This window comes from Nonomuraea sp. IBHARD001, from assembly GCF_056106265.1.
The window spans coordinates 2,441,159-2,463,121 of sequence record NZ_JBWBBW010000002.1; the positions used below are offsets into that span (position 1 = coordinate 2,441,159).

The following is a 21,963-nucleotide window of genomic DNA, read 5'->3' on the forward strand; positions in this document are numbered from 1 at the left end:
TCGTCGAAGGCGGACGCGGATGAGCGGGCGTTCGGGCTGGGTGGTCAAGGCCGGGGCGCTGCTGGCCGCCGCGGGGCTGTGGCAGGTGCTGACCGTCACCGACGCGCGGCTGTGGCTCAGGTTCGACAGGCTGCCCACCCTGGACGAGATCGCCGTGCGCTTCGCCGGGCAGCTGGCCACCCCGACCTACTATCTCGACCTGCTGCAGAGCCTGGTCAGGATCCTGACCGGGTTCGGCCTGGCCGCCGTCGCCGGGATCGCGGCCGGGATCGCCGTGGCCAGGTCGCGCCGGGCCCGCGACGTGGTGCTGCCGCTGGTCGAGGTCGTCAGGCCGATCCCGGCCATCGCGCTGGTGCCGGTGGCGATCCTGCTGTTCCCGACCGACGAGCAGGGCATCGTGTTCATCACGTTCGCCGCGGCCTTCTTCCCGATCATGGTGAGCACACGGCACGCCGTACGGGCGCTGCCCACGCTGTGGGAGGACGCCGTCAGGACGCTCGGCGGCGGCAGGCGGCACGTGCTGTTCGGCGTCGTGCTGCCCGGCGTGCTGCCGGGGGTGTTCGGCGGGTTGTCGGTCGGGATGGGAGTGGCGTGGATCTGCGTCATCTCGGCGGAGATGATCTCCGGTGAGTTCGGCGTGGGCTATCGCACGTGGAACTCCTACACGCTCGTCGACTACCCGGCCGTGATCGTCGGGATGGCCACCATCGGCGCGCTGGGCTGGCTCACCTCGGCCGCCGTCGAGCTGATCGGACGCAGGGCCACCCGGTGGCTGCCGCGCGGGGAGGGGAGTGGCGTATGACGACGCTCACGGACGAGGCCAAGGTCGCGCGGGCGCGTGGCGGGCTCGGCATCACGCTGGAGCGGCTCTCGCTCGGCTACCGGCACGGGCTGGTGCTGCGCGAGGTCGATCTGGAGATCGTGCCCGGGGAGGTGCTGGTCGTGGTCGGCTCGTCCGGGTCGGGCAAGTCCACACTGCTGCGGGCGCTGGCCGGGCTGCTGGCGCCGTACTCGGGGCGCGTGCTCGCCGACGGGGTGGCGGTCGCGGCGACCTCGGGGGAGCGCTCGATGGTCTTCCAGGACGACGGGCTGCTGCCGTGGCGCACGGTCAGGCGCAATGTGGAGCTGCCGCTCGGCATCCGGGGCGTCGCGCGCAAGGAACGGGCGCGTGCGGCGCTGGCCTGGATCGAGCGGGTCGGGCTGAGCGGCTCCGAAGACAGGCTGCCGCGTGAGCTGTCCGGCGGCATGCGCCAGCGGGTGCAGCTGGCCAGGGCGCTCGTCGGGGAGCCGCGCGCGGTGCTGATGGACGAGCCGTTCGGCGCGCTCGACGCCCAGACGCGGGGCCAGATGCAGCGCCTGCTGCTCGGCGTGCTGCGCGACACCAGGGCGACGGTCGTCTTCGTCACCCACGACGTGGACGAGGCGCTGCTGCTCGGCGACCGGATCGCGGTGCTCGGCGACGGCGGCGTGCGCACGGTGCTCGACGTGGCCGGGCCGCGCGACCCCGGCGCCGACCGGAGCGCACTGCGTGCCCGCATCCTGGAGGAGCTGTGATGGAAGTCCCCTCGATCGAGGACCGCCTGCACCTGGAGTGCGACGTACTGGTCGTGGGCGGCGGCACCGCCGGAACGATGGCCGCGATCACCGCGGCCGAGAACGGCGCCTCCGTCCTGCTGCTGGAGAAGGCGCACGTGCGCCACAGCGGCGCCCTGGCCATGGGCATGGACGGCGTCAACAACGCGGTCATCCCCGGCAAGGCCACCCCCGAGGACTACGTCGCCGAGATCACCCGAGCCAACGACGGCGTCGTCAACCAGAAGACGATCTACCAGACCGCCACCAGGGGCCACGAGATGGTCAGGCGGCTCGAACGCTACGGCGTGAAGTTCGAGAAGGACGAGTACGGCGACTACGCCGTCCGCAGGGTGCACCGCTCGGGCAGCTACGTCCTGCCGATGCCCGAGGGCAAGGACGTCAAGAAGGTCCTGTACCGCGTGCTGCGCCGCAAGGACATCAGGCAGCGCGTGCGCATCGAGAACCGCGTCATGCCGGTCAGGGTGCTCACCGAAGGCGGCAGGGCGGTCGGCGTCGCCGGGTTCGACACCAGGTCAGGCCGGTTCGTCACGGTCGCCGCCGGATCGGTCGTCCTGGCCACGGGGGCGTGCGGGCGGCTCGGCCTGCCGGCCAGCGGCTACCTCTACGGCACCTACGAGAACCCCACCAACGCCGGGGACGGCTACGCCATGGCCTACCACGCGGGGGCCGAGCTCAGCGGCATCGAGTGCTTCCAGATCAACCCACTGATCAAGGACTACAACGGCCCGGCCTGCGCCTACGTCGCCAACCCCTTCGGCGGGTACCAGGTCAACAACCAGGGCGAGCGGTTCGTCGACTCCGACTACTGGTCGGGCCAGATGATGGCGGAGGTGGCCGCCGAGATCGCCTCGGCCAGAGGCCCGATCTACCTCAAGCTCCGGCATCTGCCCGAGGAGAGCATCAGCGCCGTCGAGACCATCCTGCACTCCACCGAACGCCCCACCAGGGGCACCTTCCACGAGGGACGCGGCCACGACTACCGCACGCACGACGTCGAGATGCACATCTCCGAGATCGGCCTGTGCGGCGGGCACTCGGCGTCCGGCGTGTGGGTGGACGAGCACGGCGCCACGACCGTGCCCGGCCTGTACGCGGCGGGTGACCTGGCCTGCGTGCCGCACAACTACATGATCGGGGCGTTCGTCTTCGGCGACCTGGCCGGGGCGCACGCCGCCGCCTCCGGTCGTACCCCCTCGGCCGAGCTGCCGCACGGGCAGATCGAGGCCGCGCACGCGCTGGTCTACCGGCCGCTGCGCCATCCGGAGGGGCCGCCGCAGCCGCAGGTGGAGTACAAGCTGCGGCGATTCGTCAACGACTATGTCAGTCCGCCCAAGACCGGGGCGAAGCTGGAGCTGGCCCTGGAGTCGTTCGAGCGCATGCGTGAGGAGATCGCCGCGATGGGGGCGCGCACGCCGCACGAGCTCATGCGCTGCGCCGAGGTGGACTTCATCCGCGACTGCGCCGAGATGGCGGCCCGTGCCTCGCTCACCCGTACGGAGAGCCGCTGGGGCCTCTACCACGAACGCGCCGACCTGCCGGTGCGCGACGACGCCGACTGGCTGTACCACCTCAATCTGCGCAAGCGCTCCGACGGGGCCATGGAGTTCGTCAAACGCCCCGTCGAGCCGTATCTCGTGCCGGTCCCCGAGTACGTTCCGGCCCAGGGCGAGCCCGTCCTGCTCGGCGCGCACACCACCGCCGCCGTACGCCGCGGCGCCGGACCCCGTGCCGACCGTCCCGCCGTCGGCCGTTCGCCCCGCATCCTGGAGCTGCACCGCCTGGCCGACGAGCAGCCGACCGTCGAGCAGCTCGCCCCCTACCTGTCCGACGCCGACCCCAAGGTCAGGAGGGCCGCGATCGCCGCACTCACCGAGACGGTGCCCGAAGGCGCCGCCGCCGCCCTGGTCACCGCCCTGGCCGACGACCACGGCACCGTACGCCGGGCCGCCGCGACCGGTCTGCGCGAACTGGTCGAGGTGCTGCCCGCCACACCCGCGCTCGGCCGTGCCCTGACCGAACGCCTGTCGGGCGCCGACGCCCTCGTCCGGGCCACCGCCCTGGACGTGCTGAGGGCGCTCAGGCTCGGCACGGGCCCGACGTTCGCCTCGGCCATGGCGGACGAGGACCGCAGGGTACGCATCGAGGCGATCAGGGGCCTGGTCTCCCTCGACGAGAGCGACCTGGTCGCATCGGCCGCCGCCGACCCCTCCCGGGAGGTGCGTGTCTGGGCGGCGCGGGGGATCGGCCTCATCGGCAAGCCGTCACCCGCCCTGGCCACGCTCGCGGCCGACCCCGATCCGCTGGTCCGGGCGGCGGCGTTGGAGTCGTCGGGCGCGGTGGGCGCTCCGCTGCGGGCCCCGGCCGAGGCCGCGCTGCGCGATCCCGCCTGGCAGGTCAGGGTCGGCGCCGCCCGCTGCCTGGCCGCCTGCGACGAGCCGTACGCCTCGCCGCTGCTGGCGGGTGCGTTGTCCGATCCCAACCTCGACGTCCGCAAGGCCGCGGTCCTGGCGCTCTCACCGTGGGCCGGGGTGGCGGCGGTCGGGGCGGCCCTGCGCGCGGCCCTGGAGGACGCCGACGCGGACGTCCGCGCCTACGCCCGCAAGGCGTTGACCGAGGAGTAACGCGGAGAAGAAGCGCAGAGGCGGAGCGACGAGAAGGATCGCGCTGGAGGAGGGTCGGGGTGCGGGCGGCGCCACATCCGGCCCGCACCCCTCCATCCCCTCCGCCTTCCCTCAGGAAGGTGAGCCGGTTACCTGTCCAGGAAATCGACGCTCAATCCTGCGAGGCCGTTGAACTGGCCTAGAGCCATCCCCGGCGTACCGCGGCGGCGGCCAGTTGGAAGCGGCTCGTGGTGGCGGTGAGGCTCATGAGGTGTTCGAGGCGGCGGTAGAAGGTACGGCGGCTCAGGCCGAGTGTCTCGGCGGCCGCGTCGTCGCTGACCCCGGCGTTCAGCAGGACCAGGAGCCTGCGGTCGGCGGCCCGGATCGAGACGTCGGGCCCGGTCGCCGGATGCAGGGGCACGGCCGCGCTCCAGCAGCTCTCGAACAATCCGGACAGCGCCGCCAGCAGTCCGCCCGCGTACACGATCGTCAAGGTCGTCTCGCCGCCGTCCGGCCCGGTGGTGAGCCAGGCCAGGTCGTCGTCGGCGATCGTCATGTTCATCGGCAGCTCCACCGCCACCCTGGCCCGTTCGCCCGGCCCGACCCCACCGGCGGCGAGCGCGTCGTGCGCGTACACGACCCGGTGGTCCACCCCGGCAGCGAGACGGCCGAGCCCGGCCCTGCCGGTGACGTCGAGCGCGTACGGCGGGCGGTCGAGCCTGCGGACCCGATGGCGTACCCCGGAGACGAGACGCGGGACCCGGTGCCTGGCCGCGGCGGCGCCCGTCACGACCTCGACGGGCGATTCGGCGGCGGCGGCCCTGACACCGCGCTGGTGCGCCTCGAAGAGCCTGTTCACCGGGGACCTGGCCCTCCCGGCGCCGCCTCGCCGGTCCAGGAGGACGCGCTGACCGTGCAGATCACCCGGTTCCACCCGCTCACTATATGGACGCCCGTCCCCGGATGGCAGACGTGGGGCTGGGCTACAGGGCGGCTACAGGGTCGGCTAAAGGGTCGGCTTCTCCGACGGCCTCGGCTTGGGCTTCTTCGTCGGCTTCGGCTTCTTGGTGGGCTTCGGCTTCTTCGTGGGCTTGGGCGTCTTGGTCGGCTTGGGCGTCTTCGTTGGTGTGGGTGTGGGAGTTGGGGTCGGGGTGGGGGTCGGCGTAGGCGTGGGGGTCACGGTCTGGGTGGGGGTGGGCGTCGGGATGGAGCAGGTCGGCAGGTCGCCGTCGAACGGGTAGGCGTGGAACTCGTTGCCGCCGCCCCCGGCCGCCGAGGTGTGCAGCAGGTTGCCCGCGGTGAAGAAACGGCCGTTGAACCCGGGCACCGAGATCGCCGCCGTGCCCGCCGCATTGCCCAGCAGGGCGCTGCCCTGGAACTGGCCGGTGCCCTGGATCGTCACAGCGGTGGCGGTGGGGAAGTTCCACAGCAGCCGCTCGCGCAGCGCGTTGAACGGCGAGGTGTCGGTGGGGTCGCCGCTGAAGGTGTTGATGACGCGCGCCGAGCCGAGCATGTTGACCAGGACGGTCGCCCCGGCGGGTATGCCCTCGAACTCCAGGGCCTGCTGGCCGCCGCCCGCCGGGTTCACCAGGTCGAAGTTCACATTGAACACCTGGATCGCCGAGCTGCCGTCGCCGGTGAACAGCGTGCGCGTGCCCTCGTTCACCGCGGTGCCGGTGGCCGGCCTGGTGCCGCTGCCGTCGTCGGCGTAACACATGCTCGCGGCCGTGAGCTGAGGGGCGAGCCCTTCGTACGGCTCGGCGGCGTTCGGGTCGAGCACGGCATCGTCGATCACCGTTCCGCTCAGCGGGCCCGCGTGCTTGACGACGCCTCCCTCGGCCACCAGGCGCTGGCCGCTCGCGACCGTGACCGAGCCGCCGGTCGTGAGGAAGTCGGAGCCGTCGGGCGGCGGCACCCGCGAGCCGACGCCCACGATGCCGATGTTGTAGATCGCCGAGACGCCCTCGCGCTTGTTCTGGTCGAAGTCGCCGATCACCACGATCTTGCCTTCGGCCTCGGCGGCGCCCTCCCTGACCTGGTACCCGCCGCCGACGTAGATGTTGATGGCCTCGTCGCGGCCGGTGAAGTCGCCGTTGTTGAGCGGCGGGAACGTCGCGGGGCACTCGCTGCCCAGGCACGGCCCGAGTCCGCCGGGCAGGGGATCGGCACTCACCCTGGAGACCAGCACCCCGCCGATCAGCACGACGCACAACGCCGTGGCCGCCCCCGCCGTCGTCCTGCCCACGGCAGCGCGCAGTCGTCCGCCCATCACGCCTCCTCGTCGCATGGCGATCTAGGGAGGCTTGATCGCAGGTGTCACAGCGTGTCCAAGGTACGCCGCACGCAGCGTCAGCACACGCGACACGCCGTCACGAAGGCGAGGGTCAGGCGCGCTCGCCCCGGCCCGCCACGCGGTGGCCCGCCTGCTCAAGTGCGGTGATCGCCTCCTTGAGCCTGGGCTCGGGCACCAGCACCAGGTCGGCGTGGAAGGTCGAGGCCACGAACACCGCGATGCCCGCCTCGGCCAGCGGCGTGAGGACGGCGGCCAGCATGCCGGGCGTGTCGAGGCTGTGGGCGTTGCCCGTGCCGCCGTAGAGGCCGACCCAGCGCTCGCCGTTGCCTTCGGGCCAGGTCTCGCGCACGACGGTGAGGCCCTCGGGCGCACGCACGAGGGCGATCCACTCGTCGTCGTCGGGGAACGTCGCCTGCGGCAGGTGCTCGACGGCGAACACCGACGGCACCACACCGAGCCGCTGGGACATCGGCCGAGGGGACATGGCTGCACTCATGGCGACACCCTAGAGCCAGCCACCGACAGATCCGCCCAAGCCCACCACCCACCCCTCCCCACCGCCCGCTCGTCGCCACCCACCGCCCGCCACCCCCTCCCGACCCCCACCCGCGAGCGCCGCCCCTGGAGCGCGGCACCAACACACCCCCCGTCCTTCGTCCGTCTCGCCGACGCCCGGCGGCCCCGGTGTGCATAGCGTGGAGGGACCGCCTGCCGAATGGATCTCCTGTGCTCGACGACCTCGCCGAACTCGTCTCCTGCGAATCGCCCACATCGGACCCGAGCCGATGCCGTCCCGTGGTCGCCGCCATGGGCGGACGCCTGCTCGGGACGGCCCCCGAAGAGCACGGCCCGCACCTGCTGTGGCGCAACGGGCCGACCCGCGTGCTGCTGCTCGGCCACTACGACACGGTGTGGCCGCACGGCACGCTGGCCCGCTGGCCGTTCGAGGTGATCGGCGACCGGGCCACGGGGCCGGGCTGCTTCGACATGAAGGCGGGCCTTGCGATGATCTTCCATGCGCTCGCGGCCCAGGACTCGCTCGACGGCGTCAGTGTGCTGATCACAGCGGACGAGGAGATCGGCTCGCCGACCTCGCAGCGGCTCATCGAGGAGACGGCCAGGGGCGCGAGGGCCGCGCTCGTCACCGAGCCGAGCGCCGACGGCGCGCTGAAGACCGCGCGCAAGGGCGTGGCGCAGTACACCCTTGAGGTCGCCGGCAGGGCCGCGCACGCGGGACTCGACCCCGAGCGCGGGATCAACGCGGCGGTCGAGCTGGCCAGGCACGTGCTGGCGATCGACGCGCTCGGCGACGCGGCCAGGGGCACCACGGTCACGCCGACGCTGGCCTCGGCGGGCACGACCGCCAACACCGTGCCCGCGTCGGCGTCGCTGAGCATCGACGTGCGTACGGCCGAGCGCGCCGAACTCGACCGGGTCGAGGCGGCGTTGCGCGCCCTCGCGCCGATCGCGGACGGCGCCTCGCTGCGCCTGGTCGAAGGCCCGAACCGCCCGCCGCTGGAGCCGTCGTCATCGGCGGGGCTGTACCTGCTCGCGGACGAGCTGGCGGCCGGGCTCGGGCTGCCGCCGCTGCGTCAGGCGCATGTCGGCGGCGGCTCGGACGGCAACATCACCGCAGGGGTCGGCGTGCCCACGCTCGACGGACTCGGCGCGGCCGGAGGAAACGCGCACGCCGAAGGAGAATGGGTGGACCTCGCCTCCCTGCCGGGACGCACCGCCCTGCTCGCCGCCCTGGTCCGGCGGCTTCGCCTGCCGACCGACGACCCGGCGCACCCGGGAGCACACACGAGAGAGGGCGCCTGACATGCACGAGGTACTGCTGCGCGGCGGCACGGTGTACGACGGTCTCGGCTCGCCCGCCCGGGTGGCCGACGTGGCGATCTCCGGCGGCAGGATCACCGCCGTCGGCTCCGGGCTCGGCGCCGCGACCAGGGTGATCGACGTCTCGGGCCTCGCGGTCGCACCCGGCTTCATCGACCCGCACTGCCACTCCGACCTGGTGCCCTTCATGGCCGAGCCGCAGCCGTTCAAGCTCAGACAGGGCGTGACGACCGAGATCAACGGCAACTGCGGCTTCTCCTTCGCCCCGCTGAGCGACGCCGCCCTGGTCGGCGACTTCGCGCAGAACATCCCGTACGAGGCCTGGACGTTCGAGGCCTACCTGGACGCCGTCGAGGCGGCACGGCCGGTCAACCACATGGCCACACTGGTCGGCCACTCCACCCTGCGCCTGGAGGTGGCGGGCTACGCCGAACGCCTGCCGGACGGCGGCCTCGAACGCATGTGCGAGTTGGCGGCCCAGGCGTTCGAGGCGGGCGCGATCGGCCTGTCGAGCGGCCTGATCTACCCGCCCGGCGCCTACGGCGACGTCGAGGAGCTGGTGGCCCTGGCCAAGGTGGCCCACAGGTACGGCAGGCCGTACACCACGCACATCAGGGACGAGGGCGACGCCCTGGAGGCGGCGCTGGACGAGGCGGTCGAGATCGCCCGCAGGGCCAGGGTGCGGCTGCAGGTCTCGCACTGCAAGGCGGCGGGCACGGCCAACCACGGCAAGTCCCGTATGCTGCTCGACCGGCTGCGCGCGGCCAGGGCCGAAGGCGTGGACGTGCGCGGCGACCAGTACCCCTACCTGGCCGGAGGCACGGCGCTGTCGGCGCTGCTGCCGCCCGAGGCGCTCGCCGGAGGGCTGCTGGTCACCAGGCTCGCCGACCCGGCCGAACGCGCCAGGCTCAGGGCGATCGCCGAGGACCCGGCCCGCACTTCGGGCGCGGGCATCTGGCGCAACGCCACCCCGGAAGGCGTGCTGATCGGCGAGCACCGGACGGCGGCGGGACGCACGCTCGCGGCCGTCGCGGCCGGGCGCGACCCGTGGGAGACGGCCTGCGACCTCATCGCCGACGACCCGGCGGCCACCATGGTCGTGACGATGATGAGCGAGGAGGACGTGCGCACGATCATGGCCGATCCGCTCATCGCCATCGGCTCCGACAACGGCCCGCCGCTGCCCGGCGAGCACCCGCGCACGTGGGGTTGCTTCCCGCGCTTCCTCGGCGTCTACGTGCGTGAGCTCGGCGTGGTCGGCTGGGAGGAGGCCGTGCGCAAGCTGACGTCGGCGAGCGCGGCGCAGTTCGGCCTGACCGGGCGCGGGCACCTGCTGCCGGGCGCGGTGGCCGACGTGACGGTGTTCGACCGGGACGGCATCGGCCATCCCGGCGGATACGAGCAGCCGGGCCTGGACCCGGTGGGCGTGCGGTACGTCCTGCTGGAGGGCGTGGTGGCCCTCGACGACGGCGCGTACACGGGGACGCGGGCGGGCAGCGTCGTGCGCGCCGGGTGACACCGGCGTCCCCGGCCCGGGGATGTCTGTCGGTGATCGCCCGTAGGCTCATGGGCATGACCAAGCGTGTCGTCCTCGTGCTCGCCGCCCTGGCCGTCCTGGTCGCGGGGGTGGCCATCGGTGTGAGCTGGGGCAGATCGGGCGACCTGGCCTCGGTCCGGGCCCCCGCGCACGCCGACCCGGACCTGCCGGACGGCGTCTACGAGCGCACCGTCGACGTGCTGGCCGCCCGGCTGACCGACGGCCTCGCCTCGGAGTACGGCCAGGCGAGGGCCCGCCTCTTCACCGTGCCCGAAGGCAGCGCGGCCGACGAGGTCCTGGCCGAGATCGGGCGCTCGCTGGGCCCGGACTGGAGCGCGACAAGGACGTGCGGCCAGGCGAAGGACCATGCCGTGAGCTGCCGCTGGGTCGAGCAGAGCCTGCTGTGGCCGAGAGCCGTCGAGGCCGCCGTCCTGGCCTCGCCGCCCGACGTCCCTGCCTGGCCCGCGTTCGCCGTCCTCGTCATCGCCGAGAGCAGGGGCCGCTGAGCCCGCGCTACCGCTCGCCCCGCGCCGGTGTGGACAGCTCCTCGAACAAGCGCTCCCACATCGGCCCGACCACCTCGGGCGTGTACTGCGCCGCCGTGCGCGTCGCCGCACGCCCGATGCGCAGCCGTAGCTCACGGTCGGCGACGAGCCCGCCCAGCGCCCGTGCGAACGCGTCGATGTCGCCCGGCGGCACCAGCACGCCGTCGACGTCGTGGGTGAGCACGTCGCCGGGTCCGGTGGGACAGTCGAAGGCGACGACGGGCAGGGCGTGCGACATGGCCTCGATCATCACCATCGGCAGCCCTTCGAAGCGCGAGCTCAGCGCGTAGATCGAGGCCGAGGCCAGCTCCTGGTCCAGCTTCCTGGTGTTGCCCATGAACCGCACGTGCTCGCCGACGCCGTGCTCGGCCGCGATCCGCCGCAGCCGCTCCTTCTGCGGCCCGGTGCCGAAGATCTTCAGCCGCCACCGCGGATGGGCGGCCACGACCTGGGCGAACGCCGGGATGAGCAGGTCGAACCCCTTCTGCGGCACCAGCCTGCCCGCCGCGACGATCACCGGCTCGCTCTGGCCGGACGGCCCGGCCGTACTGGCGTGCACCGCGTTGGGTATCCGCACGACCGGCGTGCCGGGCAGCAGTTCCTGGTAGCCGCGCCGCTCGCCCCCGGTCAGCACCACCACCGCGTCGAGCCGCCCGTAGTGCGCCGCGATCTGCTCGCGGATCGTCGCCGGGTAGGTGGCCAGGTTCATGTGGTCCTGCGCCACCCGTACGACGCTGCTCGGCGCGCGACGGGCCGAGATGAGGTTGAGCGCGGGCCGCGTGGTGACCAGCACACCGCCGGCCAGACCCGAGACGTGCGCCACGACGGCCCGCTCGACCCGCTCGGTGAAGTACCCGGCCGCGAACTCCCCCCTGGGCACGAGCCGCCCGCGCAGCCTGCGCCAGGCCCTGCGCCCGACCGAGTCGGCCCGCACCCCTTGGCGCTGGTCGACGAGCGCGGTGAGCGTGACACGCGGATCTAGGCGGAACTGCGGCCTGGTACGGCGCCGCACGACGCTGACGACCTCGACGTCGTGCCCGAGCGCCGCCATGGCGTTGGCCTGGTTGACCACCGTGCGGATGGTGCCGCCCATGCCGTAGGCGTGCAGCAGCAGGTAGCGGATCCTCACGTGTAGCCCCACGCCTCGCACAGCGGAGCCAGCACCTCGGGCACGTCGCACGGCACCTCGCGCCCCGGCTGCACGACGCCCGATCGGATCTTGTCCTTCCAGTCGCCGAGCCCCTTGCGTACGACGTCCTGCGTGCCGTAGGTCAGCATGGAGGCGCTCCACGGCAGGCCGAGGAAGGCGCACAGCGCCCTGGTCTCGCGTTCGGGCTCGGCGGTCAGGTCCTCGTAGCGCAGCGTGTGGCCCGAGAGCGCCTTCATGGCCCGCTGGACCGCCTTCATGTACCTCAGCGCGTCGAGCGCGGCGGCCTCGGGCGTGCGCCTCGCGGGGTCGGCCTCGTGCCAGGAGGCGGCGATGGAGGCGGGATGGCGCAGCAGGAAGACGAACCTGGCGTCGGGCCAGCAGGCGGCCAGCCGCTGGAAGGCGAAGGCGTTGGCCGGGGTCTTGTCGACGAAGAACCTCTTGCCGCTGCGGGCCAGCTCCCTGTGCAGCACGCGGTCCCACAGCAGGTGTTCGAGATCGGCCCGGTTGTGGCCGAGCGCCTCCATCGCGCGTTCGGCCAGTGCGGTGCCGAAGCCGACGCCGAGCCTGCGCACGTGCAGTTCGTGCGGCGCGTGCAGGTCGGGGTGCGCGTTGAGCATGGCCCGCAGCAGGGTCGAGCCGGAGCGCACGGGCGACAGGATGAAGATCGGCGCGACGAGCAGCCGGTCGTGGTGCGGGTCGGCGGGCGGTCTGACCTGAGGTGGTTCGGGGGGAACCGCCACTTTTCTCGTATTTCCTACTCGGTTCACCTGGAAGCCGGTGAGCCTGACGAGAGCGCTGTTCAGCCTGCCGTGCCACGTCATGCCGGTGCACGCTACCCAGCCTGCCTGGCAAGTAGCTGTGCGTGAGGGTTAGGCAGTCCTCTCTCCCGCTCCCGGTACCCCCTCTCCCCGGGTCCGCGCGTGCGGCCTAAGGTCGAGGGGATGCCGATCAAGGAGGACGATGTGGAGCCGGTGGCCGTAGGACTGGTCGGGGCTGGACCCTGGGCCGAGATGGTGCACGCGCCGATGCTGGCGGCCGGGCCGCACACCCGGCTGGCCGGGGTCTGGGCCAGGCGGCCCGAGGCGGCGGGCGAGCTCGTGCGCAAGGTGGCGGCCGATCTGGGCCAGGCCGAGGCGCCGGTGTTCGAGCGATACGAGGACCTGCTGGAGGCATGCGAGGCGGTGGCGTTCTGCGTGCCGCCCGCCGTACAGGCCGAGCGGGCGCTCACGGCGGCTCGGGCGGGCAAGGCGCTGTTGCTGGAGAAGCCGCTCGCCGACAGCCTTGAGGGGGCCGAGCGGCTGGCCGCGGTGGTGGCCGAGACCGGGGTGCCGACTCAGATGATCTTCAGTCTGCGCTACTCGGACGTCACCGAGGACTTCATCGCCAGGGCGGCGGAGGTCGACCCGTTCGGCGGGCACGCGCTCAACGTCTCCGGCGCGCTGCTCGGCGGCGCGTTCGCCACCCCGTGGCGGCTGGAGCGCGGTGCGCTGCTGGACGTCGGCCCGCACGTGCTCGACCTGCTCGACGCCGCGCTCGGGCCGATCACCTCCGTGCGCGCGCACGGCGACCCGCTGCTGTGGGTCGGGCTGCTGCTCGAACACGAGGGCGGCGCGGTGAGCGAGGCCTCCTTCAGCATGGCCGCCTCCGGCGACCTGCCCCCCTCAAGCGTGTCGGTGTTCGGCCGCAAGGGCAGCGCGCTGTTCGACGGCTCAGCCGTGGGCGACGACCTGTTCGCCGAGGTCGCGGCCCAGTTCGCCCAGACGGTACGGCAGGGCGGCGGCCACCGCCTCGACGCGGCGCACGGCCTGCGCATCCAGCGCGTGATCGCCTCGGCCGAGGCGCAGCTGGCCGGGTGACCGGGTGCGGCCCGCTGCCCCTTGACAGCGGGCTGTAGCCGGGGATTGATAACGTTTGTCCGACGCGCAGTGCCGCAGCGAAGTCCGGTGAGAGTCCGGCGCTGTCCCGCAACTGTCATAGCCAGGTCGCCTGCCGCTGCGCCGACGTCGTCAACCCTCGTGGAAAAGGGTGATCCGTCGTTTCACCGGGTCTCCGTGCCGCCATGAGGTCATGCCTAGGAAAGGACCCCCTCGTGAGGCCCGTACGCACGGTCATCGCCGCAGCCATGCTCGGCACGCTCGCCCTCGCCGGATGCGGCCAGGGCTCCGGCTCAGGCTCCACGACGACATCGGCCACCCCGGCGCCCGCCGCCTCGCAGAGCGGCGCGCAGGCCTTCCCGGTCACCGTCGAGGTGGGCAACGGCCAGGTCACGCTCGCCAAGCGGCCCGAGCGGATCGTCTCGCTCTCGCCGACGGCCACCGAGACCCTCTACGCCATCGGCGCGGGCCCCCAGGTGGTCGCGGTCGACGACCAGTCCAACCACCCGGCCGAGGCGCCCAGGACCGACCTGTCCGGCTTCAAGCCGAACGTCGAGGCGATCGTCGCCCAGAAGCCCGACCTGGTGATCGTCGCCAACGACACCGACAAGATCGTCGCCGAGCTGTCCAAGGTCCAGGTGCCGGTTCTGCTCGAACCCGCCGCGAACAAGCTGGAGGAGGCCTACGACGAGATCGTCGACCTCGGCGCCGCCACCGGCAACACGGCCAAGGCGAACGAGGTCGTCACCGCGATGAAGGGCTCCATCGAGGCGCTGGCCGCGGCGGCGCCCAAGGACAAGAAGCTGACCTACTACCACGAGCTGGACGTCACGCCCTACTCGGCGACCTCCAGCACGTTCATCGGCCAGATCTACGGCCTGTTCGGCCTGGTCAACATCGCCGACGAGGCGCCGGACGCGGCGGGCGGCTATCCCAAGCTGGGGGCCGAGTTCGTCGCCAAGGCCGACCCCGACCTGATCTTCCTCGCCGATGTGAAGTGCTGTCAGCAGAACGCCGCGGCGCTGGCCAAGCGCCCCGGCTGGAAGGACCTGTCGGCGATCAAGAACGGTCAGGTCGTGGAGCTCGACGACGACATCGCGTCGCGCTGGGGCCCGCGCATCGTCGACCTGGCCAAGAGCATCGACGCGGCCGTGCAGAAGGCGGCCACGCGCTAGTGCCGCGTCCGAAGGCCGCCGCACCCGGCGGTGAAGGGCTCGCGCCCGGCAGGAACGCCGTGGCGCGGGCCAGGCCGCTGTGGCTGCTGGCCGGTCTGGTGGTCCTGCTGGCCACGATGCTGCTCGGGCTGCTCGGCGGCGCGGCCGACATCCCGCCCGGCCAGGTGCTGCTGCAGGTGCTCGACTGGCTGCCCTTCGTCTCGGCCGAGACCGGTCTGGCTCCCGTCGAGAGCGGCCTGCTGTACGAGCTGCGCCTGCCCAGGGTGTTGCTGGCCGCCTGCGTCGGCGGGCTGCTGGCCGTGGCGGGCGCCGGGTACCAGGGCGTGTTCCGCAATCCGCTGGCCGATCCCTATCTGCTGGGCGCGGCCTCGGGGGCCGGGCTCACGGTCACGCTGGTGATCGTGTTCCTTCCGGCGTTCTCGATCCCGGCCGCCGCGTTCGCCGGGGCCGTCGGCGGGGTGCTGCTGGCCTACGCGCTCGGCAACACGGCCGGGCGCGCGGGCGGCACCGCGACGCTGGTGCTGGCGGGAGTCGCCGTCACCTCGTTCCTGACCGCGATCCAGACGTTCGTGCAGCAGCTCAAGGTGGAGGAGCTGCAGCGCATCTACTCGTGGATACTCGGCGACGTCGGCGGCGGGTGGGAGCAGGTCTGGACGATGCTGCCCTACGGCGTGGTCTCGGTGCTCGTCCTGCTCACCCACGGCCGGATGCTGGACGTGCTGTCGGTCGGCGACGACGAGGCGTCGAGCCTGGGCGTGCGCGCGGGGCGGGTCAGACTGCTCGTCCTGCTCGGCGCGAGCCTGGCCACGGCCGCCGCGGTCGCGGTGAGCGGCCTGATCGCCTTCGTGGGCATCGTGGTCCCGCATGTCGTCAGGCGGCTGGCCGGTGGCTCCTACCGGGTGGTGCTGCCGCTGTCGCTGCTGGCCGGGGGCGCGTTCCTGGTGCTGGCCGACCTGATCGCCAGGACCGTCGTCGCACCGGCCGAGCTGCCGATCGGCGTGGTGACGGCGTTCGTCGGGGCGCCGTTCTTCGTCGGCGTGCTGCGGATGACCCGAAGGGCGGCGATGTGATGATCGAGACACGCGGCCTCGGTGTCAGGCTCGGCGAGCGCGAGGTGCTCACCGAGGTGGACCTGCGGGTGCGCAAGGGGGAGTGGCTGGCGGTCATCGGGCCGAACGGCGCGGGCAAGTCCACCCTGCTGCGCGCGGTGATGAGCCTGGTGCCGCACACCGGACAGGTCCTGCTCGGCGAGCGGCCGACGGCCTCGCTCAAGCCGCGCGAGCGGGCCAGGCTGGTCGCCTACGCGCCGCAGAGCCCGGCGCTGCCGCCCGACATGACGGTCTTCGACTACGCCCTGCTCGGCCGCACGCCGTACATCCCCTATCTGGGCAGGGAGGGGCGGGGCGACAGGCTGGTGACGGCGTCGGTGCTGGAGCGGCTCGACCTGACCGGCCTGGCCGGGCGTGCGGTGGGGCAGCTGTCCGGGGGAGAGCGGCAGCGGGTGGTCCTGGCCAGGGCGCTGGCCCAGCAGGCGCCCGTGCTGCTGCTCGACGAGCCGACGACCGCGCTCGACCTCGGCCACCAGCAGCAGGTGCTCGAACTCGTCGACCGGCTCAGACTGGCCGACGGCCTGACCGTGGTGACGACGCTGCACGACCTCAGCATCGCCGGGCAGTACGCCGACCGCCTCCTGCTCGTCGCCGAAGGCCGCGCCGCCGCCACCGGCCTGCCCGCCCAGGTGCTGACCGAGGACCTGATCGGCCGCCACTTCGACGCCCATGTCAAGGTGGAGCCCGGCCCCGACGGACGGCCCGTCGTGCACCTGGTCAGAGGAGGACCGTGAAGCTCACCCACCGCGTCGAGGACGGGGTACGGCTCGGCACGCTGGTATGGGAGCTGGGGCCGGGCTGGCGGACGATCTCGTCGGCGATGCTCGGCGGCGGCTTCGCCGAGCCCCTGTGGGTGCTCAACGCCCAGGTGCCCGGCGGCTACGCGCGGATGGACCCGGTGGAGCACCTGCTGGAGCTGGCCCCCGACGGCCCCGGCGTCGGCATGATGACCGCGGCCTCGGTCGAACGGCGCACGAGCGCGTGCGACGGCGGCGTCGAGGTGGTGGCGACGGTCGGGCTGCGGGTGCCGACGTGGGCCGCCTCCCCCGAGGGCAGGCCGGACCCCGAGCTCGCCCCCATGTACCTGCCGGGCACGATCAACATCGTCGCCGTGCTGCCCGTGGCGGTGACCGACGCGGCTCTCGTCAATCTGGTCATGACGGTCACCGAGGCGAAGACACAGGCCCTGGCCGAGGCGGGCTTCCCCGGCACGGGCACGGCGTCGGACGCGGTCTGCGTGGCGGTCAGGTCGGCCGGTGAGCAGCACCTGTTCGGCGGTCCGCGCTCGGAGTGGGGGGCGAGGACCGCACGCGCCGTACACGCGGCGGTGGCACGCGGCACGGCCGACTGGACGCGCCGGGCGGCGGCCGGCACCCCGGGGAATGACGCCTAGCAAGCGCTTGTCTGTGTAACGCACCTCTTGACATATCCGATGTGCTTGGGACGCTGGTGTCATTCCTGGGGGTAAGTCGTGAAGAGGCGTCTTGCGGTATTCGTCGGTGGCGTCATGGGCGTCGCCCTCGTCGCCGTGCCCGCCGCACTGGCCCACGAGCACCCGAGCGGCATCACCGACCTGGTCACCCCGGCGGTCGTCCGCGTCGAGGCGCGCAACACCGTCAACATCACCCTGCTCGACCACGTGGGCCAGCTCGTCCATGTGGAGCGGTCCTACGAGGTCCCGACCGGCGTCGGCACCGGCATCGTGGTCAACCCCGAGGGCGCGGTCGTCACCCTGACCAGGGTCGTACGCGACGACAGGGACCTGGCCGTCTACGCCGCCAACAAGATCTTCGCCGAGCACCACAAGGTGAAGGTCCCGGACGACTTCGACAAGCACACCGTCAAGGACCCGCTGCTCAACCGGCATCTGCAGGAGTGCTACCCGCCGAAGAAGCCGACCGCGACCTGCATCATCGAGATCGTCCCCGAGATCACGATCTACCCCAACCTCTCGCCGCCCGACAAGCAGGGCTTCAAGACCAAGGCCGTACAGGTCGGCTCGAAGCCCGACAGCCCGGCCGTGCTCATGCCCGAAGGCAGGGGCGACGGCAGCGCCGGACTGCCCACCGCGCCGCTCGCCCTTGAGGTGCCGGGCAAGCCGGGCTCGCCCGTCGCGGTCGCGGGCTTCCTGGCCAGGCCCGCCCAGGGCGTCAAGCACCACACCGACATCGCGCACCTGGCCGCCGGAGGCGCGGGATCGGCCGGTCGCGGCTTCACCGACCCCGAGGGCAAGGTCAAGGAGCCGGAGAAGCTCGGCAAGCTCGTCGACGGCGGCCTGCGCGGCGCGCCCGTCATCGGCAACCAGGACGGCAAGGTCATCGGCCTGCTCGTCGGCGGCGGCGCCGAGGCCAGGATGATCGGCGTCAGGGAGGTCGCCTCGACGCTCAAGAGCGCGGGCGTCGAAGCGCGCAGAGGCACGGTCGACGCCGCGTTCGAGGTGGCGCTGACCCGGTTCCACAGCAAGTACTTCTCCGACGCAGTCCCCGCCTTCCAGCGCGTGCTCGACCTCTACCCCGGCCATGTCGTGGCCGCCGAGCACCTGAAGACGGCCGAGGCCAAGAAGGGCACCGCCGAGGACGCCGGCACCAGGCTCAGCGCCGCCCCCGCGAACAGGTCTGCCGTGCCGTGGCTGCTCATCGGCCTGGTCGGGCTGCTGCTCCTGACCGCGCTCGCCGGGGCCTTCGTCCTGTGGCGCAGGGGCAGGCGGCCGGGCGAGCCGCACACGGCCGCGGTCCCCGAGCCCAGCAGGCCCGTCGCGCCCTTCGTGCCGCAGCCCAGCCCGACCGACCCCGGCCGGGTGCTCACCCCGCCGCCGTTCGTGGCGGGCGCGGCGGCCAGGGTCGCGGACGACAGGTCCGACCCGACCGTCGTCGTGCGCCGCAGCCAGGCCTTCCCGCTGGTCGCCCCGACCGGCCCGGCCACCTCGGGCGATCCGCTGCTCGTGGAGACCGGCTCGGCCCCCTCGGTGAAGTACTGCACGGCCTGCGGCATGCGGCTCGGCGCCGCGCACAAGTTCTGCGGCTTCTGCGGCCAGCCCATCGAGGCGCCACGGTCGTGAACGACAGATCCCTCATCGGTCAGGTGGTCGCCGGCTACTACATCGAGGACATCATCGGCAAAGGCGGCATGGCCGTCGTCTACCTCGCACTGGACCCCAGGCTCAGCCGCAGGGTGGCGCTGAAGATACTCAACCCGCTGCTCAGCGTCGACGACAGGTTCAGGCAGCGCTTCATCCTGGAGTCGCGCACGGTCGCCAGCATCGAGCACCCCAACATCATCCCGATCTACGAGGCCAACGCCGACGACGACGGCGTGCTGTTCATCGCCATGCGCTACGTCGACGGCTCGGACATGCGGCGCTTCTTCATGGACACGGGCCCGATGGAGGTCGGCCTGGCCAACCGCATCTTCGCCCAGGTCGCCGCCGCGCTCGACACCGCGCACGCCCACGACCTGATCCACCGCGACGTGAAACCGGCCAACATCCTGCTGGCGGGCGACCATGTCTACCTCACCGACTTCGGCATCACCAAGCACCGCACGTCGATCTCCGGCCTGACCCAGACCGACCAGTTCATCGGCACGCCGCGCTACATGGCGCCCGAACAGATCAACAAGGAGATCATCGACGGCCGGGCCGACCAGTACGCCCTGGCCTGTGTGGTCTACGAGGCGCTCGCCGGGCGGCAGCCGTACCAGCGGGACAACGACATCGCGCTGCTGTGGGCGCATCTGGCCGAGGCGCCCGAGCCGTTGAGCAGGGTCAGGCCCGACCTGCCGCTCGAGGTCGACGGGGTGATGGCCAGGGCGCTGGCCAAGTCGCCCGAGCAGCGTTATCCGAGCTGCACCGCCTTCGTGGGAGCCCTGCGCGACGCGATCAGCGGGCAGCTCGTCGAGACCAGGCCGGCCTCGCCGGTGCCGCAGCAGCCGGGCCGTACGCAGGGTAGGCGCAAGGTGCCGGTCCTGGCGCTGGCCAGTGCGGGTGCGGCGCTCGCGGCGCTGGCGCTGGTCGCCTACCTGGTGTTCGGGGGCGGGCTCGGCGGCGGCGAGGGGGGATGGGCGCGCTTCGAGGGCACACCGGTGGCCGGGCTCAGCTTCGAGCATCCCGAAGGCTGGGCGACGAAGGACCACGCCGATCTGTTCACGCTGGTCGCGCCGGACGTGCAGGTGTTCGAGCCGCTGTTCGTCGCGGGCGTCGACGCCGACTGGACGGCCGTCAACGCCCTCGACGACGCCCAGGGCGTCTACGCGCAACTCGCCGACACCATCGACCCCAAGGCGGACGGCCAGCAGACCCAGGAGGTGCTGCAGACCATGCTGCCCGGCACCGTGTCGGTCAGTTCGGGCCCGACCTCGGTGACGGTGGCGACCAGGGCGGCCAGCAGGGTCGAGGGCTCGGTCAGCGACCCCAAGGGCGGCGGCAGCCTGCGCTTCACCGCCTACCTGATCGACAGGCCGGGCAAGCGGGCGCTGCTCATGTACTTCTGCGCCCAGGCGGCCTGCGACGACCAGGTCGCCTCGCGGGTCGGCAGCAGGGTCGAGCTCCGCTGACGCCCGTGCCCGAGGCGGGTGTGTGCGGTGCGCCAAAGGCGGCAGGCCCGAGTTCGTCGCCGTGCACAGTTCGCCGATCGCGGGGCTGCGGCAGAGTGGGCCCATGACGACTGAGAACGTGCGCGACCTCGTCCAGGCCGCCTGCGCCCCCTGGAACAGCCCGGACGCGCCCGGTTGCGCGCTCGCCGTCGTACGCGACGGCGAGGTGGTCCACTCGGCCGCGTACGGCCTGGCCAGCCTGGAGCTCGGCGTGCCGATCGCGGTGGACAGCAGGTTCGACATCGCCTCGACCAGCAAGCAGTTCACCGCCGCCGCCGTCGCCCTGCTGGAGCTGGACGGGAAGATCACGGCGCAGGACGACATCCGGGACCACTTCCCCGAGTTCGAGCACGGCCGCCATCCCATGGTGACCGTGGGCCAGCTCGTGCACCACACCAGCGGCGTCCCCGACTACCTGTCGCTGCTCATGCTGGCCGGAAGGCCGATCGACAACCTCTACACCGAGGACGAGCTCACCGCCCTGATCGCCGCGCAGGAGCACTTCGACTTCGAGCCGGGCGAGCGCTTCTCCTACAGCAACTCCGGCTACCTGCTGCTCGGCAGGCTGGTCCGCCTGGTGAGCGGCCTGACGTTGCGCGAGTTCCTGCACGAGCGCGTCTTCGGGCCGCTCGGTATGACCTCCACCTTCGTGCGCGACGACTTCACCGAGGTGATCGCCAGGCGCGCCTCGGCCTACCAGCGGGCCGAAGGCGGCGGCTTCACCCTCGACATGCCGATCCTCGACGTCGTCGGCGACGGCGCCGTGCAGACCACCGTGGGCGACCTGGCCCGGTGGGACCGCCAGTTCTACGGCTGCACGCTGCCCGAGGGCGACGCGCTGATCGAACGCCTCCTCACCCGGGGCAGGCTGGCCGACGGCAGCGAGATCCCCTACGCCTACGGCCTGGGTCACGGCGAGCACGGCGGGCACGCGACGGTCAGCCACGGCGGCTCGTGGGGCGGCTACCGCTGCCAGTTCGTCCGCTACCCGGACGAGCGGCTGAGTGTGATCCTGCTGGCCAACACGCCTGGCGACGTCGACGGGGCCACCGCGGCCGTCGCGGCCGGGCTGCTCGGCATCGAGGCGGCGCCCGCGGAGCCCGAGGCCGTGCGCGAGGGCGACGCCGACCTCGGCGCCTTCGCCGGGTGGTACCACGACGACAGGCGCAGCCTGCTGGCCGAACTCGTCCTCACGCCCGGCGGCCTGGCGATGCGGGCGGTCGGCGAGAGCATCGCGCTGATCCCGCGCAGGGTGGAGGGCGGCGACCACGTGCTGTCCCTCGAAGGCTTCAGCGCCGGGGCCGAGCTGGTGCTGCGCGCCGACGGCACCGTGCGCATGGCGGTGCCGTACCTGCTGACGGGCGAGTTGGTGCGGGTGCAGGGGCCGGCGGGGGCCGAGGTGGCGGGCGACTACCGCAGTGAGGCGCTCGGCGCGACCTACCGGATCACCGACGACGAGCACGGCCTGCGGATCCGCAGGGGCTGGCAGCAGCCGGAGAAGCTGCTCGCGGCGGGCGACAACCTCTACACTTTCTCGATGTTCGTCGTCGAGCGGGACGAGGACGGCCTGCTGCTGCGTGGCCCCAGGGCCGGCAGCGGCATCCGCTTCGCACGCCTCGGCTGACGTGCGGTGCGCCCGGCTCCCGGCGCGGGGA

General features: G+C 72.6%; 19 protein-coding genes. 14 read left to right on the forward strand and 5 right to left on the reverse strand.

Going from position 1 to position 21,963, the window contains the following annotated elements; all coding sequences use genetic code 11:
- Nucleotides 1-19 precede the first annotated feature (19 nt).
- The 3 genes from ACTWNK_RS13365 to ACTWNK_RS13375 are packed head-to-tail and all read left to right on the forward strand — an operon-like array spanning nt 20 to nt 4,217.
- Nucleotides 20-802, forward strand: a complete 783-nt coding sequence (locus ACTWNK_RS13365; protein ID WP_474304241.1) for an ABC transporter permease — start codon at nt 20-22, stop codon at nt 800-802.
- Nucleotides 799-1,554 carry an ABC transporter ATP-binding protein gene (locus tag ACTWNK_RS13370; protein WP_474304242.1) on the forward strand — a complete coding sequence of 252 codons (756 nt, stop codon included), beginning with the start codon at nt 799-801 and terminating at the stop codon, nt 1,552-1,554. Before ACTWNK_RS13365 ends, ACTWNK_RS13370 begins: the two co-directional genes overlap by 4 nt.
- Nucleotides 1,554-4,217, forward strand: a complete 2,664-nt coding sequence (locus ACTWNK_RS13375) for a fumarate reductase/succinate dehydrogenase flavoprotein subunit (protein WP_474304243.1) — start codon at nt 1,554-1,556, stop codon at nt 4,215-4,217. Before ACTWNK_RS13370 ends, ACTWNK_RS13375 begins: the two co-directional genes overlap by 1 nt.
- A 178-nt stretch (nt 4,218-4,395) precedes the next feature.
- On the opposite strand, the gene ACTWNK_RS13380 is transcribed toward ACTWNK_RS13375, so the two are convergent.
- From ACTWNK_RS13380 to ACTWNK_RS13390, 3 genes are all read right to left on the reverse strand, one after another.
- Nucleotides 4,396-5,130, reverse strand: coding sequence for a hypothetical protein (locus tag ACTWNK_RS13380; RefSeq protein WP_474304244.1), 735 nt, complete (start codon nt 5,128-5,130; stop codon nt 4,396-4,398).
- Between the two features lie 72 nt (nt 5,131-5,202).
- A complete protein-coding gene (locus ACTWNK_RS13385) occupies nt 5,203-6,465 on the reverse strand; it encodes a choice-of-anchor A family protein (RefSeq protein WP_474304245.1) in 1,263 nt (420 codons plus the stop codon).
- Between the two features lie 115 nt (nt 6,466-6,580).
- Nucleotides 6,581-6,985, reverse strand: coding sequence for an ACT domain-containing protein (locus ACTWNK_RS13390; RefSeq protein WP_474304246.1), 405 nt, complete (start codon nt 6,983-6,985; stop codon nt 6,581-6,583).
- A gap of 230 nt (nt 6,986-7,215) precedes the next feature.
- Between ACTWNK_RS13390 and ACTWNK_RS13395 the strand changes: the two genes are divergently transcribed.
- From ACTWNK_RS13395 to ACTWNK_RS13405, 3 genes are read left to right on the forward strand one after another with little or no spacing between them, the layout of a single operon-like run.
- A complete protein-coding gene (locus ACTWNK_RS13395; RefSeq protein WP_474304247.1) occupies nt 7,216-8,310 on the forward strand; it encodes a M20 family metallopeptidase in 1,095 nt (364 codons plus the stop codon).
- 1 nt (nt 8,311) lies between these two features.
- On the forward strand, nt 8,312-9,844 hold the full coding sequence (locus ACTWNK_RS13400; protein ID WP_474304248.1) for an N-acyl-D-amino-acid deacylase family protein: 1,533 nt from the start codon (nt 8,312-8,314) through the stop codon (nt 9,842-9,844).
- Nucleotides 9,845-9,900: 56 nt separating this feature from the next.
- Complete coding sequence (locus tag ACTWNK_RS13405; RefSeq protein WP_474304249.1) at nt 9,901-10,371, forward strand: hypothetical protein; 471 nt, start codon at nt 9,901-9,903, stop codon at nt 10,369-10,371.
- 7 nt (nt 10,372-10,378) lie between these two features.
- Here the strand turns inward: ACTWNK_RS13405 and ACTWNK_RS13410 are convergent, their stop codons facing one another.
- Both ACTWNK_RS13410 and ACTWNK_RS13415 read right to left on the reverse strand, forming a co-directional pair.
- Nucleotides 10,379-11,539, reverse strand: a complete 1,161-nt coding sequence (locus ACTWNK_RS13410; protein ID WP_474304250.1) for a glycosyltransferase family 4 protein — start codon at nt 11,537-11,539, stop codon at nt 10,379-10,381.
- Nucleotides 11,536-12,381: a sulfotransferase family protein gene (locus ACTWNK_RS13415; RefSeq protein WP_474304251.1), complete on the reverse strand. Its 846-nt coding sequence runs from the start codon at nt 12,379-12,381 to the stop codon at nt 11,536-11,538. The genes ACTWNK_RS13410 and ACTWNK_RS13415 overlap by 4 nt, the downstream gene beginning before the upstream one ends.
- Nucleotides 12,382-12,501: 120 nt before the next feature.
- Between ACTWNK_RS13415 and ACTWNK_RS13420 the strand changes: the two genes are divergently transcribed.
- The 8 genes from ACTWNK_RS13420 to ACTWNK_RS13455 all read left to right on the forward strand — a co-directional run bounded on the left by ACTWNK_RS13420 (nt 12,502) and on the right by ACTWNK_RS13455 (nt 21,932).
- Nucleotides 12,502-13,416: a Gfo/Idh/MocA family protein gene (locus ACTWNK_RS13420; RefSeq protein WP_474304252.1), complete on the forward strand. Its 915-nt coding sequence runs from the start codon at nt 12,502-12,504 to the stop codon at nt 13,414-13,416.
- Between the two features lie 233 nt (nt 13,417-13,649).
- Complete coding sequence (locus ACTWNK_RS13425; protein WP_474304253.1) at nt 13,650-14,609, forward strand: ABC transporter substrate-binding protein; 960 nt, start codon at nt 13,650-13,652, stop codon at nt 14,607-14,609.
- 59 nt (nt 14,610-14,668) lie between these two features.
- Complete coding sequence (locus ACTWNK_RS13430; RefSeq protein ID WP_474310908.1) at nt 14,669-15,679, forward strand: FecCD family ABC transporter permease; 1,011 nt, start codon at nt 14,669-14,671, stop codon at nt 15,677-15,679.
- Nucleotides 15,679-16,452 carry an ABC transporter ATP-binding protein gene (locus ACTWNK_RS13435; RefSeq protein ID WP_474304254.1) on the forward strand — a complete coding sequence of 258 codons (774 nt, stop codon included), beginning with the start codon at nt 15,679-15,681 and terminating at the stop codon, nt 16,450-16,452. Before ACTWNK_RS13430 ends, ACTWNK_RS13435 begins: the two co-directional genes overlap by 1 nt.
- Nucleotides 16,449-17,111: an adenosylcobinamide amidohydrolase gene (locus ACTWNK_RS13440; protein ID WP_474304255.1), complete on the forward strand. Its 663-nt coding sequence runs from the start codon at nt 16,449-16,451 to the stop codon at nt 17,109-17,111. The genes ACTWNK_RS13435 and ACTWNK_RS13440 overlap by 4 nt, the downstream gene beginning before the upstream one ends.
- A gap of 78 nt (nt 17,112-17,189) precedes the next feature.
- Nucleotides 17,190-18,776 carry a hypothetical protein gene (locus tag ACTWNK_RS13445; RefSeq protein ID WP_474304256.1) on the forward strand — a complete coding sequence of 529 codons (1,587 nt, stop codon included), beginning with the start codon at nt 17,190-17,192 and terminating at the stop codon, nt 18,774-18,776.
- Nucleotides 18,773-20,269 (forward strand): serine/threonine-protein kinase, encoded by a 1,497-nt coding sequence (locus ACTWNK_RS13450; protein WP_474304257.1) that lies wholly within the window; start codon nt 18,773-18,775, stop codon nt 20,267-20,269. The genes ACTWNK_RS13445 and ACTWNK_RS13450 overlap by 4 nt, the downstream gene beginning before the upstream one ends.
- 103 nt (nt 20,270-20,372) lie before the next feature.
- Complete coding sequence (locus ACTWNK_RS13455; protein WP_474304258.1) at nt 20,373-21,932, forward strand: serine hydrolase domain-containing protein; 1,560 nt, start codon at nt 20,373-20,375, stop codon at nt 21,930-21,932.
- Nucleotides 21,933-21,963 lie beyond the last annotated feature (31 nt).